We start from the raw sequence: 18,590 nt of genomic DNA on the forward strand, positions 1-18,590 counted from the left end.
CGATGCCGCTATTGACCAGGCTCGCCCAACGATTCGGCCCCGGCGCCACCCTGGGCAGCCTGCGCGGCCAGTTGCTGCGCTGGTTGCTGGGGCCCTTGCTGGCACTGGTCACGCTCAACACCGTCTCGGTCTACCACAACGCGCTGGACGCGGCCGATGTCGCCTACGACCGCTCGCTGCTGGCGTCCACGCGCGCGCTGGCCGAACGCGTCTCCATCGTCGGCGGCAAGGTGGTGGCCGACGTGCCCTACGTGGCGCTGGACAGCTTCGAGACCGATACCCTGGGGCGCATCTACTACAAGGTCACCGGCATCAACGGCGAAACGGTGTCCGGCTACGGCGACCTGCCGGCGGTGCCGGCCAACGTGCCGCGCTCGGAGGCCTATCCGGCGCTGGTACGCTTCTATCACGCCAACTACAACGGCCAGCCGGTGCGCATCGCCGCGCTGCTGCAGCCGGTGTACGACGACTCGATGCGCGGCATCGCGCTGATTCAGGTCGGCGAAACGCTGGAGGCGCGGCGCGGCCTGTCGAACCAGATCCTGTTCGACACCTTGACCTGGCAGGCCTTGCTGCTGCTGGCGCTCGCGCTGCTGGTGTGGTTCGCGGTGCGCCTGGTGCTGCAGCCGCTGATGCGGCTGAAGATCGCGGTCGAAACACGCAGCTTGAACGACTCGTCCGACGTCGATCCGGCGCTGGTGCACAAGGAGGTGCGGCCGCTGGTGGCGGCGATGAACAGTTCGCGCTCGCGCCTGCAGCTGTTGATCAGCAGCCAGCGCCGCTTCATCGCCGACGCCTCGCACCAGCTGCGCACGCCGCTGACGGTGCTCAAGACGCAGGCCGAACTGGCGCTGCGCGAATGCGACCGTGCCGGCGTGCCACCCGAGGAGACCAAGGCGGCGCTGCGCCACATCGTCCACAGCATCGCCGCCACCACCGACTCCACCGTCAACCTGGCCAACCGCCTGCTGACACTGGCGCGCATCGAGCATGGCGGCGACGCCGACGGCGCGGCGGCCCAGGCGGAGCCGGTCTCGCTGCGCGACAGCGCGCGCCAGGTCGGGCTGGAGATGGCGATGGCGGCGGTAGCCAAGAACATCGACCTGTCGCTGGAGGCGGAGCGCGACTGCGTCGTCAGCGGCCAGGCCTTGCTGCTGCACGAGATGATCGCCAACCTGGTCGACAACGCGCTGCGCTACACGCCGGCCGGCGGCCAGGTGGTGCTGCGCGTGATCGAAGGTGAAGATGGCGTATCGCTGGAGGTCGAGGACAGCGGCCCGGGCATCGCGGCGGCCGAGCGCGAGCGCGTGTTCGCGCCGTTTTACAGGGCCGCCTCCACCTTGGAGCGCAACCCCGGCGGCGCCGGCCTCGGCCTTGCCATCGTGCGCGACATCGCCAGCCTGCACGGCGCCACCATCGCCCTCGACGAAGCGGCCGGTGGGCAAGGCCTCAAAGTGACGGTAACCTTCGCACACCCCTGAGCGCGACGGCGCAACGGAACAGCCATCTAGCGCTAAAATAGCGCTATCGGCTTTCCACAGCAAGGCGTCTCACAAAGGTGCCCCCATGAGCGAATTGGACCTACGCTGGCAGCAACGCCTGTCGAACTACCGACGCGCGCTGTCGCAACTCCAAAAATTCATCGACCACGGGCAGCTTAACGAACTTGAACAGCAAGGGTTGATAAAGGCCTTCGAGTTCACGCACGAGCTCGCATGGAACGTTTTGAAGGACTACCTGCAATATCAGGACAACAATGCCATCCATGGATCAAGGGATGCCACGCGCGAAGCATTCGAGTTGGGATTGCTCCAGGACGGCGACATCTGGATGAGCATGATCAAAAGTCGCAATCAGTCGGCGCATACGTACAATAAGGAAACGGCAGATGAAATAGCCCGCCTGATTCTCGACGATTATTTTTCGCTGTTCAAGACCCTTGAACAGAAAATGACCGAGCTAGCCCATGCTAACTAAAGATTCATCGCAAACATTTGGACTCAAGCGTGACGTCATCAACGCCATGGGACGGGTATTCGCCGCCTATCCCGAGGTGGAGCAAGTGATACTTTACGGTTCCCGGGCGAAGGGGAATTTCAAACCCGGATCGGATATCGATCTCTGCCTCGTCGGGACCGATCTGACATTGCCGTCGCTACTCAAGATCGACACCGATCTCGACGACCTTTTGCTACCATACAAGATCGACCTGTCCATCCGCGACCACATCGACAATCCCGAACTGTTAGCCCACATCCAACGCGCCGGCGTCTCCTTTTATCGCCGCTAGAAAGACACACATGATCACCAAAGAAGAAATGGTCGAGCTGTTCGCCGACATGAAACAGAACGCTCCGTGGGACAGCAACAAGCCGCTGTTGTGGGGCTACTTTTTCGCCGACCCGGACAAGGCCAAGCTCGAAGCCGTGCAAGCGCCGCTGAAGGCCAAGGGCTATCAGATCGTCGGCGTCTACGACTCCAAACCCGACGGCGACGCGCCGGCGCTGTGGTGGTTGCACATCGAGAAGGTCGAGAAGCACACGGTCGACACCTTGCACGCGCGCAACCAACAGTTCTACCAGTTCGCCGAGGAGCACGGCCTCGAATCCTACGACGGCATGGACGTCGGCCCGGCCGCGTGACGCCGGTGCCGTCGACCATCCTCGCCACCGCGCGCCTGCGGCTCGAACCGGTGGACGACCGCCATTTCGACGGCTTGCGGGCGATTAGCGGCGATGCCGAGGTGATGCGCTACATCACCGGACGGCCGGAAACGCCGGAAGATACCGCCGCCTTCATCGCCCGCCACAAAGCCAATTGGGCCGAACTGGGACACGCGTGGTGGGTCTTCATCGACCACGACAGCGGCGAAATCGTCGGTGCCGGCGCCGTGCAACATCTGGAACGCGACCCGCGCAATCCGCTGGAGCTGGGCTGGCGCCTGCGCGCCGACCAGCAGGGCAAGGGCTATGCCACCGAGGCGGCGCTGGCCATGGCGCGTTTCGCGTTCGAGCGCCTGCGCGCCGGCCAATTGCTTGCTGTTTGCCACCAGGAAAATCTGGCCTCGTCCGCCGTCATGCGGCGCATCGGCATGCGCTTCAGGGGCGTCGAGCGCTGGTACGAGACCGATGTGGCCGTCTTCGCGATGGCGGCCGGCGACCTGGCGGATCACACAGGGCGCACCCGGCCACAATAAACGTTCAACGGACCGGGGTGGCGCGCCGCGCCCGCCCCCACAATCTTTCCAATTAAACACACCCCGGGCGCGGTTTCGCCTATCATTCAGTCATTTCTCCTCTACCGACCACCGATGCTCTCGAAACTCTCGTTTCGCCAGTTGCTGCTGGGCGTCTTCCTGTTGATTGCTGTGCTGCTGAGTGCCGCCTCCCTGCATGCGCTGTGGACGCTGGACCGCCTCGCCGCCCACAACCGCGACAGCGGACACCACGCGCTCGCGCTCACCGAAAACGTCCAGCAACTGGCCGAGCGCAGCGTGGCGATGACGCGCAGCGCCCGCCAATACCTGGTGCTCGACGACCCCGCCTTCCGCATGCGCTACGCCGACGCCTGGCGCGAGGCCCGCGCCGCGCTCGACGCGGTCCAGCGCGGCCTGCCCCACGCCCCCAACATCGCCTTCGACACCTGGCGCCAGGCCGGCGAGCAAGCCTGGGACATCCTGCAAATGCCGACCCGCGCGCGCACCAGCGCCCGCCGGCAGGCGCTGGAGACGGTGGTGGCACTGTTGCCGCGCATTAACGCCCAACTGGCCGAGGAGGTCAAACAGGAGGTCGAACGCCGCAACACCGCGCTGCTGACCGAGCTCGACAAACGGCGCGCCGTGCTCAAGGCGCAGGTGATCGCTTCCATCGTGGTCGCGGCCCTGCTGGCCGGCGGCTTCGGGCTGTGGCTGTCGCGCCCGCTGGCGCAGATCGAATCGGCGATCGACCGGCTCGGCGAAAACCGCTTCGACGAGGCGGTCGAGGTGCGCGGCCCGGCCGACCTGCAGCGCGTCGGCCAGCAACTGAACTGGCTGCGCCAGCGCCTGTCGAGCCTGGAGGAGGACAAGTCCCGTTTCCTGCGCCACATCTCGCACGAACTGAAGACCCCGCTGGCGGCGCTGCGCGAGGGTGTTGCCCTGCTGGAAGATGGCGTGGCCGGCGCGTTATCGCCCAACCAGCGCGAAATCGCCGGTATACTGAATCAAAACACGGCGGCGCTGCAATCGCAGATCGAAGCGCTGCTGCGCTACAACGAGGCCACCTTCGACGCCCACCACCTGCACCTGGAAGCGACCGACATGTCGGCCCTGCTCGCGCAAGCCATCGACAGCCAGCGCCTGCAATGGCAGGCGGCCAAGCTGACCGTCGACACCGAGGGCAAGGCGCGGCCAATCACCGTCGACGCCGACAAGATGGCGGTGGCGATCGGCAACCTGCTGTCGAACGCCGTGCGTTTCAGCCCCCAGGGCGGCGTGATCGGTTTCAAGCTGGAGGAACGTAATGACCGCTTGCTGATCGACTGCGCCGACCAGGGGCCCGGCGTGGCGCCGAACGACGCCGCGCGCATCTTCGAACCGTTTTACCAGGGCCAGCGCCAGCCGCCCGGCGCGCGCCGCGGCAACGGCATCGGCCTGTCGATCGTGCAGGAATACATCGCCGCGCACCATGGCGTGTTGCAATTGCTGCCCTCCGACCAGGGCGCCCGTTTCCGAATTGAACTACCTTATTGAAGTCCCGATGCCTAATATGATGCCTTACGCAAAATCCGCACTATCCCGCTCCCCGGCGCACCTGCTGTGCGTGCTGCTATGCCTGGCGCTGGCGGCCTGCACCCAGGTCCAGCCCAAACCGGCACCGCCACCGGCGCCGCCGCCACCGTCGCCCGTGGTGGAACTGGCGCCACCGCCGCCGCCGCTCGACGAGGTCGGACCGCTGCTGAGCTATCACCAGTCGCTGCGGCGCATGAGCCAGGGCGAACTGCTCAAGGAACTCAGCGGCCTGGGCCTGCAGCAGCGCAGCCCGCGCGTGTCGATGCAAATGGGCATGGTGCTGATGCTCACGCGCGGCGGCGGCGACCTGGCGCGCGCGCAGACGCTGTTCGACGGCGTCGGCAACTCCACCGACAGCGAGGCGGCCGCCTTCAAACCGCTGGCGTTGGTGCTGTCGAGCAATTGCGCCGAGGCGCGCCGGCTGGCCGAACACATCGACCGGCTGGCGGCGCAGCAAAAGGACAACCAGCGCCGCATCGACCAGCTCAACGACATGGTCGAGGGCTTGAAAAACATCGAGCGCACCTTGCCCGTCCGGCCGGCGGCCAGCGCGCCGCCGCAGGGGGTGATCAAGTGAGCGCGGCCGACGAGCAACTGGCCGCCGCCGGCGCCGCCCGCAACCCGGCCGGCAAGGGCGCGCACTTATTGGTGGTGGACGACGACGTCGACCTGCTGCGCCTGCTGTCGATGCGCCTGACCGCCAACGGCTACCGGGTCACCGGCGTCGGCAGCGCCGAGGCGGCGCTGGCGCGCATGTCGATCGAGCTGCCTCGTCTGGTCATCAGCGACATCCGCCTGCCGGACCGCGACGGCATGTCGCTGTTCCAGGAGATCCGCCACAACTATCCGGCCCTGCCCGTCATCCTGCTGACCGCCCACGGCACCATTCCGGACGCGATCGAGGCCACCACGCTGGGCGCCTACGCCTACCTGACCAAGCCGTTCGACGCCAAGCTGCTGCTGGACCGCATCGCCCAGGCGCTGAGCCTGTCCGCCCCGGCCGCCAGCCCGTCGAGCGGCGACGAGGGCTGGCGCGCCGGCCTGATCAGCCGCAGCCAGTGCATGGACGAGCTGCTGGCCGAGGCCCGGCTGGTGGCCGCGTCCGACGCCAGCATCCTGATCCGTGGCGAAAGCGGCACCGGCAAGGAACTGCTGGCCAACGCCATCCACCGCGCCAGCCGGCGCGCCAAGGCGCCCTTCATCGCCGTCAACTGCGGCGCGATCCCCGAGGCGCTGCTCGAATCGGAACTGTTCGGCCACGTCAAGGGCGCCTATACCGGCGCCGTCAGCAGCCGCGAGGGCCTGGTGCAGGCGGCCGACGGCGGCACCCTGTTCCTCGACGAGATCGGCGATATGCCGTTGTTGCTGCAAGTTAAGCTGTTGCGCGTGCTGCAGGAACGTATGGTGCGCCAGCTGGGCTCGGACATCCCCAGGCCGGTCGATGTGCGCATCCTGTCGGCCACCCACCGCGACCTGGACGCGGCCATGCTCGAAGGCCAGTTCCGCGAGGATTTGTATTACCGCCTCAATGTCATCACCTTGACCTTGCCGCCGCTGTCGCAGCGGCGCGAGGACATCACGCCGATGGCGACCCAGTTCCTGCACACCCTGGCGGCCAAGTACGGCAAGACGGTGCGCGGCTACGCGCCCGACGCGCTGGAGGCGCTGACCACGGCTTCGTGGCCGGGCAATGTGCGGCAACTGTATAACGTGGTCGAGCACGTGTGCGCGCTGGCGACCGCGCCGCTGATCCCGCTGTCGCTGGTGCAGCGGGCGCTGCGCGTGCCGTCGCTCGAAGTGCTCAGCTACACGGAAGCCAAGCAACGCTTCGAGCGGAACTATCTGGTCCAGCTGCTGAAACTGACCGACGGCAATGTGGCCGACGCCGCCCGGCTGGCCGAGCGCAACCGGACCGAGTTCTACCGCCTGCTGCAGAAATACGACCTCGACGCCAGCCTGTTCCGCACCGACCCCACCCTTGTCGCCTCCGAGCGACAAGACGATCCCCTTAAAAATCAATGACTTATGAAATGGCGGCAATAGCTTGTCGCCATTTCACGACAAAATCCGTGGAATATAGACGGAAACATCACGATTTGACAATTAACTTTAAGAAACTTCGCCCTAAGATCATGATTTTAAACGGCTTTTAATAGCTGGCACACCGCTTGCTAAGGATAGGATAACGTCACAGACGTTTCACCTAAACTTGAGTAAAGGAAGCAAATCATGATGACTACCAAACTGATCGCCCGCCTGATGGTTGCAGCCACCTTCACCGCCGCAGCAGCTACTGGTACCGCCTTCGCAGCGGGTCAGCAAGAAGGTGCTATGGCTGGAGCCGCCAAGACTGGCACCGCCACCAATGACGATGCAATCACCAGCAAGATCAAGGCTTCCCTGGCCGATCAAAAACAAATTGGCGTGACCACCACCGACGGTGTGGTTGTGCTGAGCGGCGCCGTACCAAGCACTGAAGTTGGCACCAAGGCCATTCAGGTGGCATCGGCCGTCCCAGGCGTTAAAGAAGTAAAAAGCGAACTGACCGTCGCTTCGAAGTAAGCAGTACCGCAGCAACCAAGCAGTATTGATTTTTCCGCAGTAAAAACCTTGCAGTAGGAGTATCCGTAGTACCGCAACACACCCTAGTAACTGACCCTTTTCCGGGTAGCGTGCGTAGACGCTACCCGGACTTTTTTTGCCTGAAGAGTTACTAGATAATCAACATCGGTCGATTATCCAAGCCCCTCCCCTGCGCGCCGATCAGCTCAGATTTTCCAGGCGAATCTTCGTCACGTTGCCGCACACCGTCGACAGGCCTTCCATCTTGGCGATGGCCGCCGTCACGTTTTTTTCCTGCGTCTGGTGCGTCAGGAAAATGATGTCGGTCTTGGTTTCGCCGTCGGCCGGTTCCTTTTGCAGCATGGCGTCGATCGAGATCGTCGCGTCGGCCAGGATGCGGGTCAGGTCGGCCAGCACGCCGGGCTGGTCGCTGACGTTCATGCGCAGGTAGTAGCTGGTGGTGATTTCCGACATCGGCAAAATCTCGATGTTGGTCATCGCGTTCGGCTGGAACGCCAGGTGCGGCACGCGGTGTTCCGGATCGGCCGTGGCCAGGCGGGTGATGTCGACCAGGTCGGCGATCACGGCCGAGGCGGTCGGCTCGGCGCCGGCGCCTTTGCCGTAGTACAAGGTGGCGCCGACGGCGTCGCCCTGCACCAGCACGGCGTTCATCGCGCCTTCGACGTTGGCGATCAGGCGCTTGCTCGGAATCAGGGTCGGATGCACGCGCAGCTCGACGCCCTCGACGCCGTTGACCGTGGCGCGCTTGGCGATGCCCAGCAGCTTGATGCGGTAGCCCAGTTGCTCGGCGTAGCGGATGTCGATCGCGTTCAGTTTCGAGATGCCCTCGACGTGGGCCTTGTCGAACTGCACCGGGATGCCGAAGGCGATGGCCGACATGATGGTGGCCTTGTGCGCCGCGTCCACGCCTTCGATGTCGAAGGTCGGGTCGGCCTCGGCGTAGCCCAGCTCCTGCGCCTGCTTGAGCACGGTGGCGAAGTCCAGGCCCTTGTCGCGCATCTCGGACAGGATGAAGTTGGTGGTGCCGTTGATGATGCCGGCCAGCCAGTCGATGCGGTTGGCCGTCAGGCCTTCGCGCAGCGCCTTGATGATGGGGATGCCGCCGGCCACCGCCGCTTCGAACGCGACCATGACGCCTTTTTCCTGCGCGGCCGCGAAGATCTCGTTGCCGTGCACGGCCAGCAGCGCCTTGTTGGCGGTGACCACGTGCTTGCCGTTGGCGATGGCTTGCAGCACCAGCGCCTTGGCCTCGTCGTAGCCGCCGATCAGCTCGACGACGATGTCGATGTCCGGATCGTTGACGATGTCGAACGGGTTGGCGACGACCTTGACCTTGCCGCCGGTGCGCTCCTTGGCGCGCTCGAGGTTGCGGGCCGAGACGGCCACCACTTCGATGCCGCGGCCGGCGCGGCGGCGGATTTCTTCCTGGTTGCGTTCCAACACGTTGAACGTTCCGGAGCCGACGTTGCCGACGCCTAACAAGCCTACTTTGATGGGTTTCATATATTCGTTTCTATTGATCTGCGGTTCGGTGGAGCGTGGAGGCTGGCTGCGACTTGAGGGCTAGAAGCTGGCGCCGTGGCGTTTGCGGTAGCCTTCCATGAATTTGGCGATACGGCCAAAGGCTTCCGTCATATCGTCCGAGTTCGGCAGGAACACGACGCGGAAGTGATCCGGCGCGATCCAGTTGAAGCCGCTGCCCTGGACGATGAGCACTTTCGTTTCTGCCAGCAATTCGTAGGCGAACTGCTGGTCGTCCGCAATCGGATAGATTTTCGGATCGAGACGCGGGAACATGTACAGCGCCGCTTTCGGCTTGACACAAGTGACGCCCGGGATATCGGTCAGCAGCTTGTAGGCCAGATCGCGTTGCTTCAACAGGCGCCCGCCCGGTCCCACCAGGTCGTTTATCGACTGGTAGCCGCCGAGCGCAGTCTGGATCGCAAACTGCCCCGGTGCGTTGGCGCACAAGCGCATCGAGGCCAGCATGTTGAGGCCCTCGATATAGTCTTTCGCATGGGATTTCTCGCCCGACACCACCATCCAGCCGGAGCGGTAGCCGCAGGCGCGGTAGTTCTTCGACAGGCCGTTGAAGGTGACGAACAACACGTCGTCGGCCAGCGAGGCGATGGAGACATGCTCGGCCTCGTCGTACAGCACCTTGTCGTAGATCTCGTCGGCGTAGATGATCAGCTGGTGCTGGCGCGCCACTTCGATGATCTGCTGCAGCAACTCGACCGGGTACAGCGCGCCGGTCGGGTTGTTCGGGTTGATGACGACAATCGCGCGCGTGTTCGAGTTGATTTTGCGGCGGATGTCTTCAATGTCCGGGAACCAATCCTGCTGCTCGTCGCAGATGTAGTGCACCGGCGTGCCGCCGGACAGGCTGACGGCGGCGGTCCACAGCGGATAGTCGGGGGCCGGCACCAGCACCTCGTCGCCGGTGTTGAGCAGCGCGTTCATCGACATGACGATCAGTTCGGATGCGCCATTGCCCAGGTAAATGTCGTCGATCGACACGCCGGCGATGTTCTTGCCCTGCGTGTAGTGCATGACGGCCTTGCGCGGCGCGAACATGCCCTTGGAATCGGTGTAGCCGGCCGCGTTGGACAGGTTGATTTTCATATCCTGGACGATCTCGTCCGGGGGATCGAAACCGAACACGGCGAGGTTGCCGATATTCAACTTCGTGATCTTGTGGCCTTCTTCCTCCATTTGCCGGGCTTTTTCCGGCACCGGGCCGCGGATCTCGTAGCAGACTTCCGCCAGTTTGTTCGATTTATTAATCGGTCGCAAAATAAAATCCTGTCTTGGTGAGGCAAACCGCTGTGGCCTGCCAAAAACGCGCTGGCGGCCTGTGCTGCAATGCGAAAAGAACCATTCTGCCGAAAGCCACCCGTTTAATCAACCTCTGGCGGCCCCAAACGGCGAAGCGCCCCTTGAAAAAGGCTACAATGTCACTTAAGCCACCAAATTCGATGAACCACATAGACACGTAGGGCGGATTAGGCGGAACGCCGTAATCGGCCATGGCGCCGCCGCCGGCTGCTCATGCATGGCCGATTACGCCACGCTAATCCGCCCTACGTGCCCCATGTGCCACGCGCCATTTATCGCACAAATACCATGAAGCTCCACGCAAGCGACACCAAAAAGTACCAAACCGTCACCGGCTACGATGAAACCGGCGTCGAGATCAACGCCCAGCGCTACAACTACAGCCTGATCGTGCTGCCGGAAAGCGAGCCGCGCGCCTGGCACGCGCCGACCTTCGAATCCATCACCGCCGAACATTTCGACATCATCGGCGCCGACGCGCCGGACGTCGTCATCCTCGGCACCGGCGCCAGACAGCGCTTCATCCACCCGCGCCTGACGGCCGCGCTGACGATGCGCCGCATCGGCGTCGAATGCATGGACAGCCAGGCCGCCTGCCGCACCTACAACATCCTGATGGGCGAAGGCCGCAAGGTCACGCTGGCGCTGATCATCGACAACACCGACAAGGCGGACGCCTGAGCCGCCCGAAAACCCTGGGCGCACGGCCATGAACCACGCCGACGATATGAACGACCACGACCGCCGCCAACGCGCGGTCGTCTTCGCGCACCACAAGCTTGGCGTACGCTGCCTGAAGGTCTTGCTGGCCGGCGGTGTCGATGTCGCGCTGGTGGTCACCCCGACCGACGACCCGGGCGGAAACAACCACGACGGATCGGTGCGCGCGCTGTGCCGCGAGGAACACATTCCCTGCATCGCCGCCGACGACGCCGAATCGCCCGGCTTGCTGGAACAGGTAAGCGACACAATGCCGGACCTGATGTTCAATTTCGACTACGGCCGCGTGCTGCCGGCCGGGCTGCTCGCCGTCGCGCCCGCCTACAACATGCACGGCTCGCTGCTGCCGGAGTTCCCCGGCGGCGCGCCGATCGAATGGGCGGTGCTGCACGACGCCACCGTCACCGGCGCCAGCCTGCACGAGTTGACGAATGAACCGGGCGCCGGCGCCATCGTCTCGCAGGTGGAGGTGCCGATCCTGCCCGACGACACCGCCTTCGACGTGGCCGTCAAGGTCACCGTGGCGGCCGAGCAGACGCTGTGGCGCGTGCTGCCGTCGCTGCTCGACGGCACGGCGCCGCGCCTGCATAACGATGCCACGGCGGCCAGCGGCTGCGGCCCGCGCACACCCGAGGACGGCCGCATCGACTGGCGCCAGCCGGCGCGGCAGGTCTACAATCTGCACCGCGCCGCCGCGCCGCCCTACCCCGGCGCCTTCACCGACATCGCCGGCGTCCGTTACGTGATCGAGCGCGCCCGCCTGTCCGGCAATTTCGGCAACGTCGTCGCCCTCGGTTTGCCACCGGGCTTGACCGTAGTGGATAATTGCATCTTTGGCGTGTGCGGCGACGGCCGCATGCTGACGATTTCCAGCCTGACCGCCGATGGCGCGCCCATCACGGCCGAGCAACTGCAAGCGCGCCTGCGGGCGCGGCCCTAGGGCAGGCTGGACAATATTTACTTCGCGCGCCCGTCTTGAAGGGTGAAAACTCGCCCTCATATTGTCGATGTCCATCTCCAGGAGAAAACCAGTGGCTGATAGCCCACCCGTAGTTACCGACTTTTCCGCCCCCATGACGAGCGGCCAGACTTTCCAGCTGTCAGGCCGGCCAGCGCGCCATACCGTGCTGTTTTTCTACCCGAAAGACAATACCCCCGGCTGCACCACCGAGAATATGGCGTTCCGCGATCTGTACGAGCAATTCCAGGCCGCCGGCACCGAAATCTACGGCATCAGCCGCGATTCGCTGCGCTCGCACGAAAGCTTCAAAGCCAAGCTGGGCCTGCCTTTCGAGCTCATTTCCGACCCCGACGAGGCGGTCTGCACGCAATTCAATGTCATGAAAATGAAGCAAATGTACGGCAAGACCGTCCGTGGCGTCGAACGCAGCACGTTTGTCATTGACGCTACCGGTCAATTGGTGAAAGAATGGAGAGGCGTGAAGGTAGCGGGTCACGTCGATGAAGTGCTGGAATTTGTGGCGCGTCAGGCTTAACAGGTTTGCGCGTTGCCTTTCAGAGTTGCTCAACCGTAGCAGAATCATGCGCATCCAGCCATTTTGTTAACCATTTTGAGTCATCACTGTAACTCTTCCCACCCTACATGGTGGCCAGCCGGCCACCACGCGGTACTTTCTCCGGGCAAGATGTACGCCCGTCGGCAGTCTACTATCCTGTTCCACCCAGCATCCACCCCATCCGGCACCGAAGTTTCCGATTCGCGGAAACGCGCGCTCGCACTCGCACCGCGAGCGCTCGCCTATGGGCGGATTCCTCCAGTTATTTTTCAATTGAGATCCTGATGCCACTGCCAAAATTACCTAGTAAGCCAGCGACTTTACTGTTGGCAAAAGATTATCCAAAAGCGACAGGGCCGCGCCCGGTTTCCGCCATTGCGGCGGTCGCCGAGATCGCGCCGGCACCCGCGCCGAAGAAGGCGGCGCCCGTCAAAGCGGTACCCGTAGCGAAAACCAAAGCGGCGGCGCCGGTCGCCGTCCAGGCCGCGCCTGCGGCGCCAGCGAAAACCACCGCCAAGTCGAAGGCCGTGGCCGCTGTGCTGAAGGCCGCGCCGGCCGTGTTGAAGGCCGCCCAGGCAACCCCTGCACCGGCACCGGTCGCCACCAACCCCGCTGCAAAAACGAAGGCCACCCCGGCCGCGCGCGGCAAGGTCACCCCGATCACCGCCGAGGCGCCACACCCGGCCAAGCACAAGATCAACGAAGTGGCGATCAAGTCGTCGACCAGCCGTCACGCCGACCAAACCGGCAAGACCAAGCTGTTCGTGCTCGACACGAACGTGCTGATGCACGATCCATCGTCGCTGTTCCGCTTCGAAGAGCACGACGTCTACCTGCCGATGATGACACTGGAGGAGTTGGACAACCACAAGAAGGGCATGACCGAGGTGGCGCGCAACGCCCGCCAGGTGTCGCGCACCCTCGACGCGCTGGTCTCCAACACCGACGACGACGCCATCGAGAACGGCATCCCGCTGTCCAAGCTGGGCAACAAGGATGCCAAAGGCCGCCTGTACTTCCAGACCCGCATGCAAACGGCGGACCTGCCGGTGGGCCTGCCGGTCGGCAAGGCCGACAACCAGATCCTGTCCGTGGTGCGCTCGCTGGAGGCCGAACAGGAAGGCCGTCCGGTGGTGCTGGTGTCGAAGGACATCAACATGCGCATCAAGGCGCGCGCGCTGGGCCTGCCGGCCGAGGATTACTTCAACGACCACGTGATGGAAGATACCGACCTGCTGTACTCGGGTATCGTCCAGCTGCCGGACGACTTCTGGACCAAGCACGGCAAGGACCTGGAATCGTGGCAGGAGAATAAAAACGGCCAGAGCGCGACGTTCTACCGCGTCACCGGTCCGTTCGTGCCGTCGCTGCTGGTCAACCAGTTCATCTTCCTCGAACCGAAGAATGGCGAAGCGCCGTTCTACGGCCAGGTCAAGCAGATCAACGGCAAGACCGCCGTGCTGCAAACCCTGCGCGACTTCAGCCACAACAAGAACAATGTGTGGGGTGTCACCGCCCGCAACCGCGAGCAGAACTTCGCCTTGAACTTGCTGATGAATCCGGAATGCGACTTCGTCACCCTGCTCGGCCAGGCCGGCACCGGCAAAACCCTGCTGGCGCTGGCGGCCGGCCTGGCGCAAGTGCTGGAAACCAAGCTCTACAACGAAATCATCGTCACCCGCGTGACGGTGCCGGTGGGCGAGGACATCGGTTTCCTGCCGGGCACCGAGGAAGAGAAGATGTCGCCATGGATGGGCGCCTTCGACGACAACCTCGAAGTGCTCAACAAGTCCGATTCGGACGGCGGCGAGTGGGGCCGCGCGGCGACGCAGGACCTGATCCGCTCGCGCATCAAGATCAAGTCGCTCAACTTCATGCGCGGCCGCACCTTCGTCAACAAGTTCCTGATCATCGACGAGGCGCAGAACTTGACGCCGAAGCAGGTCAAGACCCTGGTCACGCGCGCCGGTCCGGGCACCAAGATCCTCTGCCTGGGCAACATCGCGCAGATCGACACGCCATACCTGACGGAAGGCTCGAGCGGCCTGACGTACGTGGTCGACCGCTTCAAGGGTTGGTCGCACAGCGGCCACGTGACCCTGGCGCGCGGCGAACGCTCGCGCCTGGCCGATCACGCCAGCGACGTGCTGTAATGTAGTAGAATAAACACGTACCTGTTAGCCCCGCCCGCAGCGATGCCGGCGGGGCTTCTTTTTTCCGCGAATAGTTTCTGCCGCCCAATCTATGCACAAGAAGGGGACAAGTAAGCGTGTTGATCCACGAAAGTTCTTGAATCCTGTGGCATCCTGTATAACACTAACATCCAAGTCATTGATTTCGCCCGCCTTTCCGACCACAGCTGAGGTAAGACCATGGACATTCCAATCCTGATCCAGAAGCGTGAAGGCAGCCGATACGGGGTGACCGTCCCGGACATCCCGGGCTGCGTGACCACCGGCGAGACGGTGGACAAAGCGATGAGCAACGCCACCAAGGCCATCTACGGCCACGTCGGCCAATTGGTCGAGCAGGGCAAATCGTTCGAAATCAAGCCATCCGAAGTGGAGCACCTGTCGCGCGAACCCGACTACGCCGACGGCATATGGGCCATGGTCAGCCTCGACCTGGCCAGGCTGGACGATCCGCCGGAAACCTGATTCCCGCCCCCATCAGCGTGCGTCATCTAAACCACGTAGGGCGGATTAGCGCAGCGTAATCCGCCAGGCTCCGTTCGCGGCCCATCAAGGATCGGGCGTCGAAAGGTGCAACCGTGAAGACAGCTATCCTTAAAGTTCAATCGTTCAACGAGAGCTTGGCCAGCTTTGCGCGGGCCTGGAGATCGGGCGTACCGGAGACGGTCGCCACCATCGCCTTCGCGACGCCTGAATTGGCCCGCGACATCCTCACGCCCGAGCGCTGGCACATCCTAAAATCGCTGTGCGGCGTCGGCCCTGTATCAACCAGCGACATCGCGCGCCGTGTGGGCCGCGACCCCGACAGCGTCAACACCGACATCGCCGCCCTGCTCTCCGCCGGCGTACTGGAGGGCACCCAAGGCGGCGTGATTTTCCCCTGCGACGACGTTTCCCTTGACCTTCCCACGATTGGAAGGCATACAGTATGATCATCGAAACCGTAAAGGAGAAGTCGATGTATCAGCTACAAGTGGAAAACATGAGTTGCGGTCACTGCGTGGGCACGGTGACCAAGGCGGTGCAGGCGATCGACGCCGCAGCGAAAGTCGAAGTCGACCTGGCCACCAAGACCGTCAAAATCGACAGCGCCACCGCGCTGGCGCCGCTGAAATCGGCCATCGCCGACGCCGGCTACCCCGTCACCGCCGCCGCCTGATTCTGCCCGCCCGATTGGTCCGGCACACCGCGCGCACAACGGTGCGCCGGCCCCCGCAGCATCTATCCTGAAAACAACACCCACGACGCAAATGTAGGAAAAAAGCAATCGTGCGCGACACCGCTTGCTATACTTTTCCCACGGTTGCTATAAAAGCCACCCGTCACGAGGGATGCACCAGCATGCGGTTACTCGACCAGAGCACCAGTAGCGTGAGGTCCAGGCCATCCGTCCAGCGGATGGCGGCGATGCTGATCGTGCTGACCGTTTTCCTGGTCCAGTTGCTCGCCCTCGGCGTCCACAACCACGCGATCGCCGACGACGACTCGGATTGCCCTACCTGCCAACTGGTCATCGACACGCCGTCATTGCCGCCATCGGGCGACCTGACCGTCACGCCCCGGTCACCCGGACCAAGCTACCTCGCCGTTCTTCCGCAGTACCGCTCCAACACGCAGTCCCCCACCTTCCTGACACCCCCTTCGCACGCTCCACCCGTCTTCGCCATCTGAGCTTTTCCGCAGCCCGCCACGCCTTCATGACGCGCGCCTGAAACAGCACCGGCACGCCCGCGGTTGACGCACGCCCCGGATTAGCTCCCCCTTTGTATCCCCAATAGCGACGCCGCCCACCGGCGGTCCGCGTTGAGATAGACACGCCTTGACCACTCCATCCGGAGCGGCCAACGGGTCGTGTCGCCCTGAGAAAAACACACCCGTCTTCTCAGGGGTGGTGCAAGCGCGCGGCGCCGATGATCCTTCGGCGCCGCACATCATGTTGATAAAAATCGGAGAACCACATGAACTTGAACGAGCAAATGAAACTGTCGTCCCTTGCCTCCCTTACCTTGCTGGCGCTGACCGCGACCACTGGCCTGGCGCACGCCGAAACCTGGGTGCCAACCGCCACCAAGGCACCGGTCGTCAGCGGCACGACGACCCAGCAGCAGGCCCTGATGCAGGCCGGCATAGCGACCCACGTCGTGGTCGCGCTCAAGCTGCGCAACAAGGCCGATCTGGACGCGCTGACCGGCGATATCGTCGCCGGACGCGGCGCCCAGCCGCTGACCAGGGAACAGTTCATGGAGCGCTACGCGCCGACCGCCGCCCAGGCGCAAAAAGTGGTCGAGCATTTGAAGCGCAGCGGTTTTATCAACATCACCGTGTCCGACAACCGCCTGCTGGTGAGCGGCGACGGCACCGCCGGTTCGGTCAAAACCGCCTTCAACACGGAGCTGCGCAACTACAACGTCAACGGCCGCACCGCCTTCGCCAACGTCAGCGACGCCTCGGTGCCGCAGTCGCTCGGCGACACCGTCATGGCCATCCACGGCCTGCAGACCATCCACATGTACCATACGCTGGCCAAGCCGGCGGCGGCGACCCTGGCCACCACGGGCCACAACCCGACCGACTTCCCGGCGATCTACAACGCCAGCGGCCTGCCCAGCGCCGTCAACGCCACCATCGGCATCATCACCCAGGGCAGCATGAAGCAAACCATCACCGATCTGAACACCTTCACCAGCCGCGCCGGCTACCCGACGGTGAACGTCAGCACCGTGACGGTGGGCGCGGCCAGCACAGACACCGCCGGCGTCGACGAGTGGAACATGGACACGCAGGACGCGCTGGCCGCCGCCGGCGGCACCATCAAGCAGATGATCCTGTACACGGCCAACACCCTCAGCGACGCCGACCTGACCGACACCTACAACCGGGCCGTCAGCGACAACGTCGCCAAGACCATCAACGTCTCGCTGGGCGAATGCGAAACCAGCGCCAAGAACTCCGGCATCATGGCCAGCAACGACCAGATCTTCCAGGCGGCGGTGGCACAGGGCCAGACGTTCTCGGTCTCCTCGGGCGACTCCGGCTCCTACGAGTGCGGCGGCTCGAGCACCTCGCAAAGCTATCCGTCGGTCTCGCCGTGGGTGGTATCGGTCGGCGGCACGCTGCTCGGCACCACCGGCACCACGTGGACTTCAGAATCCGTGTGGGCGTGCAGCAGCAGCGCCACCTGCCAGCAAAGCGCCGATGGCGGCGCCGGCGGCGGGCCGAGCCTGACCGAGGCGGCGCCTAGCTGGCAAGTCAACGCCGGCGTGTTGGGCAGCTCCACCAAACGCGGCACGCCGGACATCGCGCTCGACGCCGATCCGTCCAGCGGCGCGCTGGTGCTGGTCAACGGCGCGACCGAGCAAATCGGCGGCACCAGCCTGGCCGCGCCGCTGTTCACCGGCTTCTGGGCGCGCGTCCAATCGATGAACAACAACTCGCTGCCCTTCCCGTCATCCAACCTGTATGCGCGCGCGGCCGCCAATCCCGGCATGTTCCACGACGTCGTCTCCGGCAAAAACGGCGGCTACAGCGCGGCGGCGGGCTGGGACTACGCCAGCGGCTACGGGAGCCTGAACGTGGCCAACTTCGCCAGCGTCATGGCCGGCGGCGGCGGCACCACGCCGCCCGCGTCGAACGCGCTGACCAATAACGTCGCGGTGACCGGCATCTCGGTGGCGGCCAGCGGCAGCAAGGTGTATACCTTCGCCGTGCCCTCAGGCGCCACCAGCCTGACGTTCAAGACGTCCGGCGGCAGCGGCGACGCCGACCTCTATGTCAAACTGGGATCGCAGCCGACGACCAGCTCGTATCTGCGGAAATCGGACGGTTCGACCACCACCGAGACCATCTCGATCGCCTCGCCGGCGGCCGGCACGTACTACGTGCTGGTCTACGGTTACAAGGCGTCGAGCGGGGTTACGCTGGTGGCCAGCTACAAGTGACGGGCAACGCCTGACGCGCACTCGGCATCCGCCC

At 64.1% G+C, this 18,590-nt stretch carries 21 protein-coding genes; 18 read left to right on the forward strand and 3 right to left on the reverse strand.

Features of this window, described 5'->3' with window-relative positions:
* Positions 1-2 precede the first annotated feature (2 nt).
* The 9 genes from AC07P1_RS02630 (at position 3) to AC07P1_RS02670 (ending at position 7,330) form a co-directional block, all read left to right on the forward strand.
* Entirely contained in the window at positions 3-1,481 is a 1,479-nt protein-coding gene (locus AC07P1_RS02630) for a sensor histidine kinase (RefSeq protein ID WP_494694372.1), read from the forward strand.
* 85 nt (positions 1,482-1,566) lie between these two features.
* A complete protein-coding gene (locus tag AC07P1_RS02635; protein ID WP_494694373.1) occupies positions 1,567-1,977 on the forward strand; it encodes a nucleotidyltransferase substrate binding protein in 411 nt (136 codons plus the stop codon).
* Positions 1,967-2,290: a nucleotidyltransferase domain-containing protein gene (locus AC07P1_RS02640; protein WP_494694374.1), complete on the forward strand. Its 324-nt coding sequence runs from the start codon at positions 1,967-1,969 to the stop codon at positions 2,288-2,290. Before AC07P1_RS02635 ends, AC07P1_RS02640 begins: the two co-directional genes overlap by 11 nt.
* Before the next feature lie 10 nt (positions 2,291-2,300).
* Positions 2,301-2,642: a ribonuclease E inhibitor RraB gene (locus tag AC07P1_RS02645; RefSeq protein WP_494694375.1), complete on the forward strand. Its 342-nt coding sequence runs from the start codon at positions 2,301-2,303 to the stop codon at positions 2,640-2,642.
* Entirely contained in the window at positions 2,639-3,196 is a 558-nt protein-coding gene (locus AC07P1_RS02650) for a GNAT family N-acetyltransferase (protein ID WP_494694376.1), read from the forward strand. Before AC07P1_RS02645 ends, AC07P1_RS02650 begins: the two co-directional genes overlap by 4 nt.
* 114 nt (positions 3,197-3,310) lie before the next feature.
* Positions 3,311-4,729 carry a sensor histidine kinase gene (locus tag AC07P1_RS02655; protein ID WP_494694377.1) on the forward strand — a complete coding sequence of 473 codons (1,419 nt, stop codon included), beginning with the start codon at positions 3,311-3,313 and terminating at the stop codon, positions 4,727-4,729.
* A 16-nt stretch (positions 4,730-4,745) separates the two neighbouring features.
* A complete protein-coding gene (locus AC07P1_RS02660) occupies positions 4,746-5,345 on the forward strand; it encodes a hypothetical protein (RefSeq protein WP_494694378.1) in 600 nt (199 codons plus the stop codon).
* 68 nt (positions 5,346-5,413) lie between these two features.
* Positions 5,414-6,790 (forward strand): sigma 54-interacting transcriptional regulator, encoded by a 1,377-nt coding sequence (locus AC07P1_RS02665; RefSeq protein ID WP_494694786.1) that lies wholly within the window; start codon positions 5,414-5,416, stop codon positions 6,788-6,790.
* Positions 6,791-6,997: 207 nt separating this feature from the next.
* Positions 6,998-7,330, forward strand: a complete 333-nt coding sequence (locus tag AC07P1_RS02670; protein WP_315217867.1) for a BON domain-containing protein — start codon at positions 6,998-7,000, stop codon at positions 7,328-7,330.
* Positions 7,331-7,531: 201 nt separating this feature from the next.
* On the opposite strand, the gene AC07P1_RS02675 is transcribed toward AC07P1_RS02670, so the two are convergent.
* From AC07P1_RS02675 to AC07P1_RS02685, 3 genes are read right to left on the reverse strand one after another with little or no spacing between them, the layout of a single operon-like run.
* Positions 7,532-8,854: a homoserine dehydrogenase gene (locus tag AC07P1_RS02675; RefSeq protein ID WP_494694379.1), complete on the reverse strand. Its 1,323-nt coding sequence runs from the start codon at positions 8,852-8,854 to the stop codon at positions 7,532-7,534.
* 60 nt (positions 8,855-8,914) lie between these two features.
* Positions 8,915-10,147, reverse strand: a complete 1,233-nt coding sequence (locus AC07P1_RS02680) for a pyridoxal phosphate-dependent aminotransferase (protein ID WP_363504953.1) — start codon at positions 10,145-10,147, stop codon at positions 8,915-8,917.
* Positions 10,134-10,382, reverse strand: a complete 249-nt coding sequence (locus AC07P1_RS02685; RefSeq protein WP_494694380.1) for a hypothetical protein — start codon at positions 10,380-10,382, stop codon at positions 10,134-10,136. The genes AC07P1_RS02680 and AC07P1_RS02685 overlap by 14 nt, the downstream gene beginning before the upstream one ends.
* Before the next feature lie 95 nt (positions 10,383-10,477).
* Between AC07P1_RS02685 and AC07P1_RS02690 the strand changes: the two genes are divergently transcribed.
* The 9 genes from AC07P1_RS02690 to AC07P1_RS02730 all read left to right on the forward strand — a co-directional run bounded on the left by AC07P1_RS02690 (position 10,478) and on the right by AC07P1_RS02730 (position 18,556).
* Positions 10,478-10,870 (forward strand): Mth938-like domain-containing protein, encoded by a 393-nt coding sequence (locus tag AC07P1_RS02690; protein ID WP_494694381.1) that lies wholly within the window; start codon positions 10,478-10,480, stop codon positions 10,868-10,870.
* Between the two features lie 28 nt (positions 10,871-10,898).
* Complete coding sequence (locus tag AC07P1_RS02695) at positions 10,899-11,849, forward strand: formyltransferase (RefSeq protein WP_494694382.1); 951 nt, start codon at positions 10,899-10,901, stop codon at positions 11,847-11,849.
* Positions 11,850-11,916: 67 nt separating this feature from the next.
* Positions 11,917-12,405, forward strand: coding sequence for a peroxiredoxin (locus AC07P1_RS02700; RefSeq protein WP_494694383.1), 489 nt, complete (start codon positions 11,917-11,919; stop codon positions 12,403-12,405).
* A gap of 305 nt (positions 12,406-12,710) precedes the next feature.
* Positions 12,711-14,579 (forward strand): PhoH family protein, encoded by a 1,869-nt coding sequence (locus AC07P1_RS02705; RefSeq protein WP_494694384.1) that lies wholly within the window; start codon positions 12,711-12,713, stop codon positions 14,577-14,579.
* Positions 14,580-14,798: 219 nt separating this feature from the next.
* Positions 14,799-15,083, forward strand: a complete 285-nt coding sequence (locus AC07P1_RS02710; RefSeq protein ID WP_363504968.1) for a type II toxin-antitoxin system HicB family antitoxin — start codon at positions 14,799-14,801, stop codon at positions 15,081-15,083.
* A 113-nt stretch (positions 15,084-15,196) separates the two neighbouring features.
* Positions 15,197-15,550, forward strand: a complete 354-nt coding sequence (locus AC07P1_RS02715) for an HVO_A0114 family putative DNA-binding protein (protein WP_494694385.1) — start codon at positions 15,197-15,199, stop codon at positions 15,548-15,550.
* Positions 15,551-15,576: 26 nt separating this feature from the next.
* A complete protein-coding gene (locus tag AC07P1_RS02720) occupies positions 15,577-15,777 on the forward strand; it encodes a heavy-metal-associated domain-containing protein (protein ID WP_494694386.1) in 201 nt (66 codons plus the stop codon).
* A gap of 212 nt (positions 15,778-15,989) precedes the next feature.
* Positions 15,990-16,289, forward strand: a complete 300-nt coding sequence (locus AC07P1_RS02725) for a hypothetical protein (RefSeq protein WP_494694387.1) — start codon at positions 15,990-15,992, stop codon at positions 16,287-16,289.
* A 287-nt stretch (positions 16,290-16,576) separates the two neighbouring features.
* Positions 16,577-18,556, forward strand: a complete 1,980-nt coding sequence (locus AC07P1_RS02730) for a protease pro-enzyme activation domain-containing protein (RefSeq protein WP_494694388.1) — start codon at positions 16,577-16,579, stop codon at positions 18,554-18,556.
* Positions 18,557-18,590 lie beyond the last annotated feature (34 nt).

It is taken from the genome of Duganella sp. GW821-FHT07F09 (genome assembly GCF_059418705.1).

Excerpts from the sequence above, each read along its gene's own strand:
- AC07P1_RS02630 (WP_494694372.1), top strand. The coding sequence starts at position 3 with ATGCCGCTATTGACCAGGCTCGCCCAACGATTCGGCCCCGGCGCCACC.
- AC07P1_RS02635 (WP_494694373.1), top strand. The coding sequence starts at position 1,567 with ATGAGCGAATTGGACCTACGCTGGCAGCAACGCCTGTCGAACTACCGA.
- AC07P1_RS02640 (WP_494694374.1), top strand. The coding sequence starts at position 1,967 with ATGCTAACTAAAGATTCATCGCAAACATTTGGACTCAAGCGTGACGTC.
- AC07P1_RS02645 (WP_494694375.1), top strand. The coding sequence starts at position 2,301 with ATGATCACCAAAGAAGAAATGGTCGAGCTGTTCGCCGACATGAAACAG.
- AC07P1_RS02655 (WP_494694377.1), top strand. The coding sequence starts at position 3,311 with ATGCTCTCGAAACTCTCGTTTCGCCAGTTGCTGCTGGGCGTCTTCCTG.
- AC07P1_RS02660 (WP_494694378.1), top strand. The coding sequence starts at position 4,746 with ATGATGCCTTACGCAAAATCCGCACTATCCCGCTCCCCGGCGCACCTG.
- AC07P1_RS02670 (WP_315217867.1), top strand. The coding sequence starts at position 6,998 with ATGATGACTACCAAACTGATCGCCCGCCTGATGGTTGCAGCCACCTTC.
- AC07P1_RS02675 (WP_494694379.1), bottom strand. The coding sequence starts at position 8,854 with ATGAAACCCATCAAAGTAGGCTTGTTAGGCGTCGGCAACGTCGGCTCC.
- AC07P1_RS02685 (WP_494694380.1), bottom strand. The coding sequence starts at position 10,382 with ATGGCCGATTACGGCGTTCCGCCTAATCCGCCCTACGTGTCTATGTGG.
- AC07P1_RS02690 (WP_494694381.1), top strand. The coding sequence starts at position 10,478 with ATGAAGCTCCACGCAAGCGACACCAAAAAGTACCAAACCGTCACCGGC.
- AC07P1_RS02695 (WP_494694382.1), top strand. The coding sequence starts at position 10,899 with ATGAACCACGCCGACGATATGAACGACCACGACCGCCGCCAACGCGCG.
- AC07P1_RS02700 (WP_494694383.1), top strand. The coding sequence starts at position 11,917 with ATGTCCATCTCCAGGAGAAAACCAGTGGCTGATAGCCCACCCGTAGTT.
- AC07P1_RS02705 (WP_494694384.1), top strand. The coding sequence starts at position 12,711 with ATGCCACTGCCAAAATTACCTAGTAAGCCAGCGACTTTACTGTTGGCA.
- AC07P1_RS02710 (WP_363504968.1), top strand. The coding sequence starts at position 14,799 with ATGGACATTCCAATCCTGATCCAGAAGCGTGAAGGCAGCCGATACGGG.
- AC07P1_RS02720 (WP_494694386.1), top strand. The coding sequence starts at position 15,577 with ATGTATCAGCTACAAGTGGAAAACATGAGTTGCGGTCACTGCGTGGGC.
- AC07P1_RS02730 (WP_494694388.1), top strand. The coding sequence starts at position 16,577 with ATGAACTTGAACGAGCAAATGAAACTGTCGTCCCTTGCCTCCCTTACC.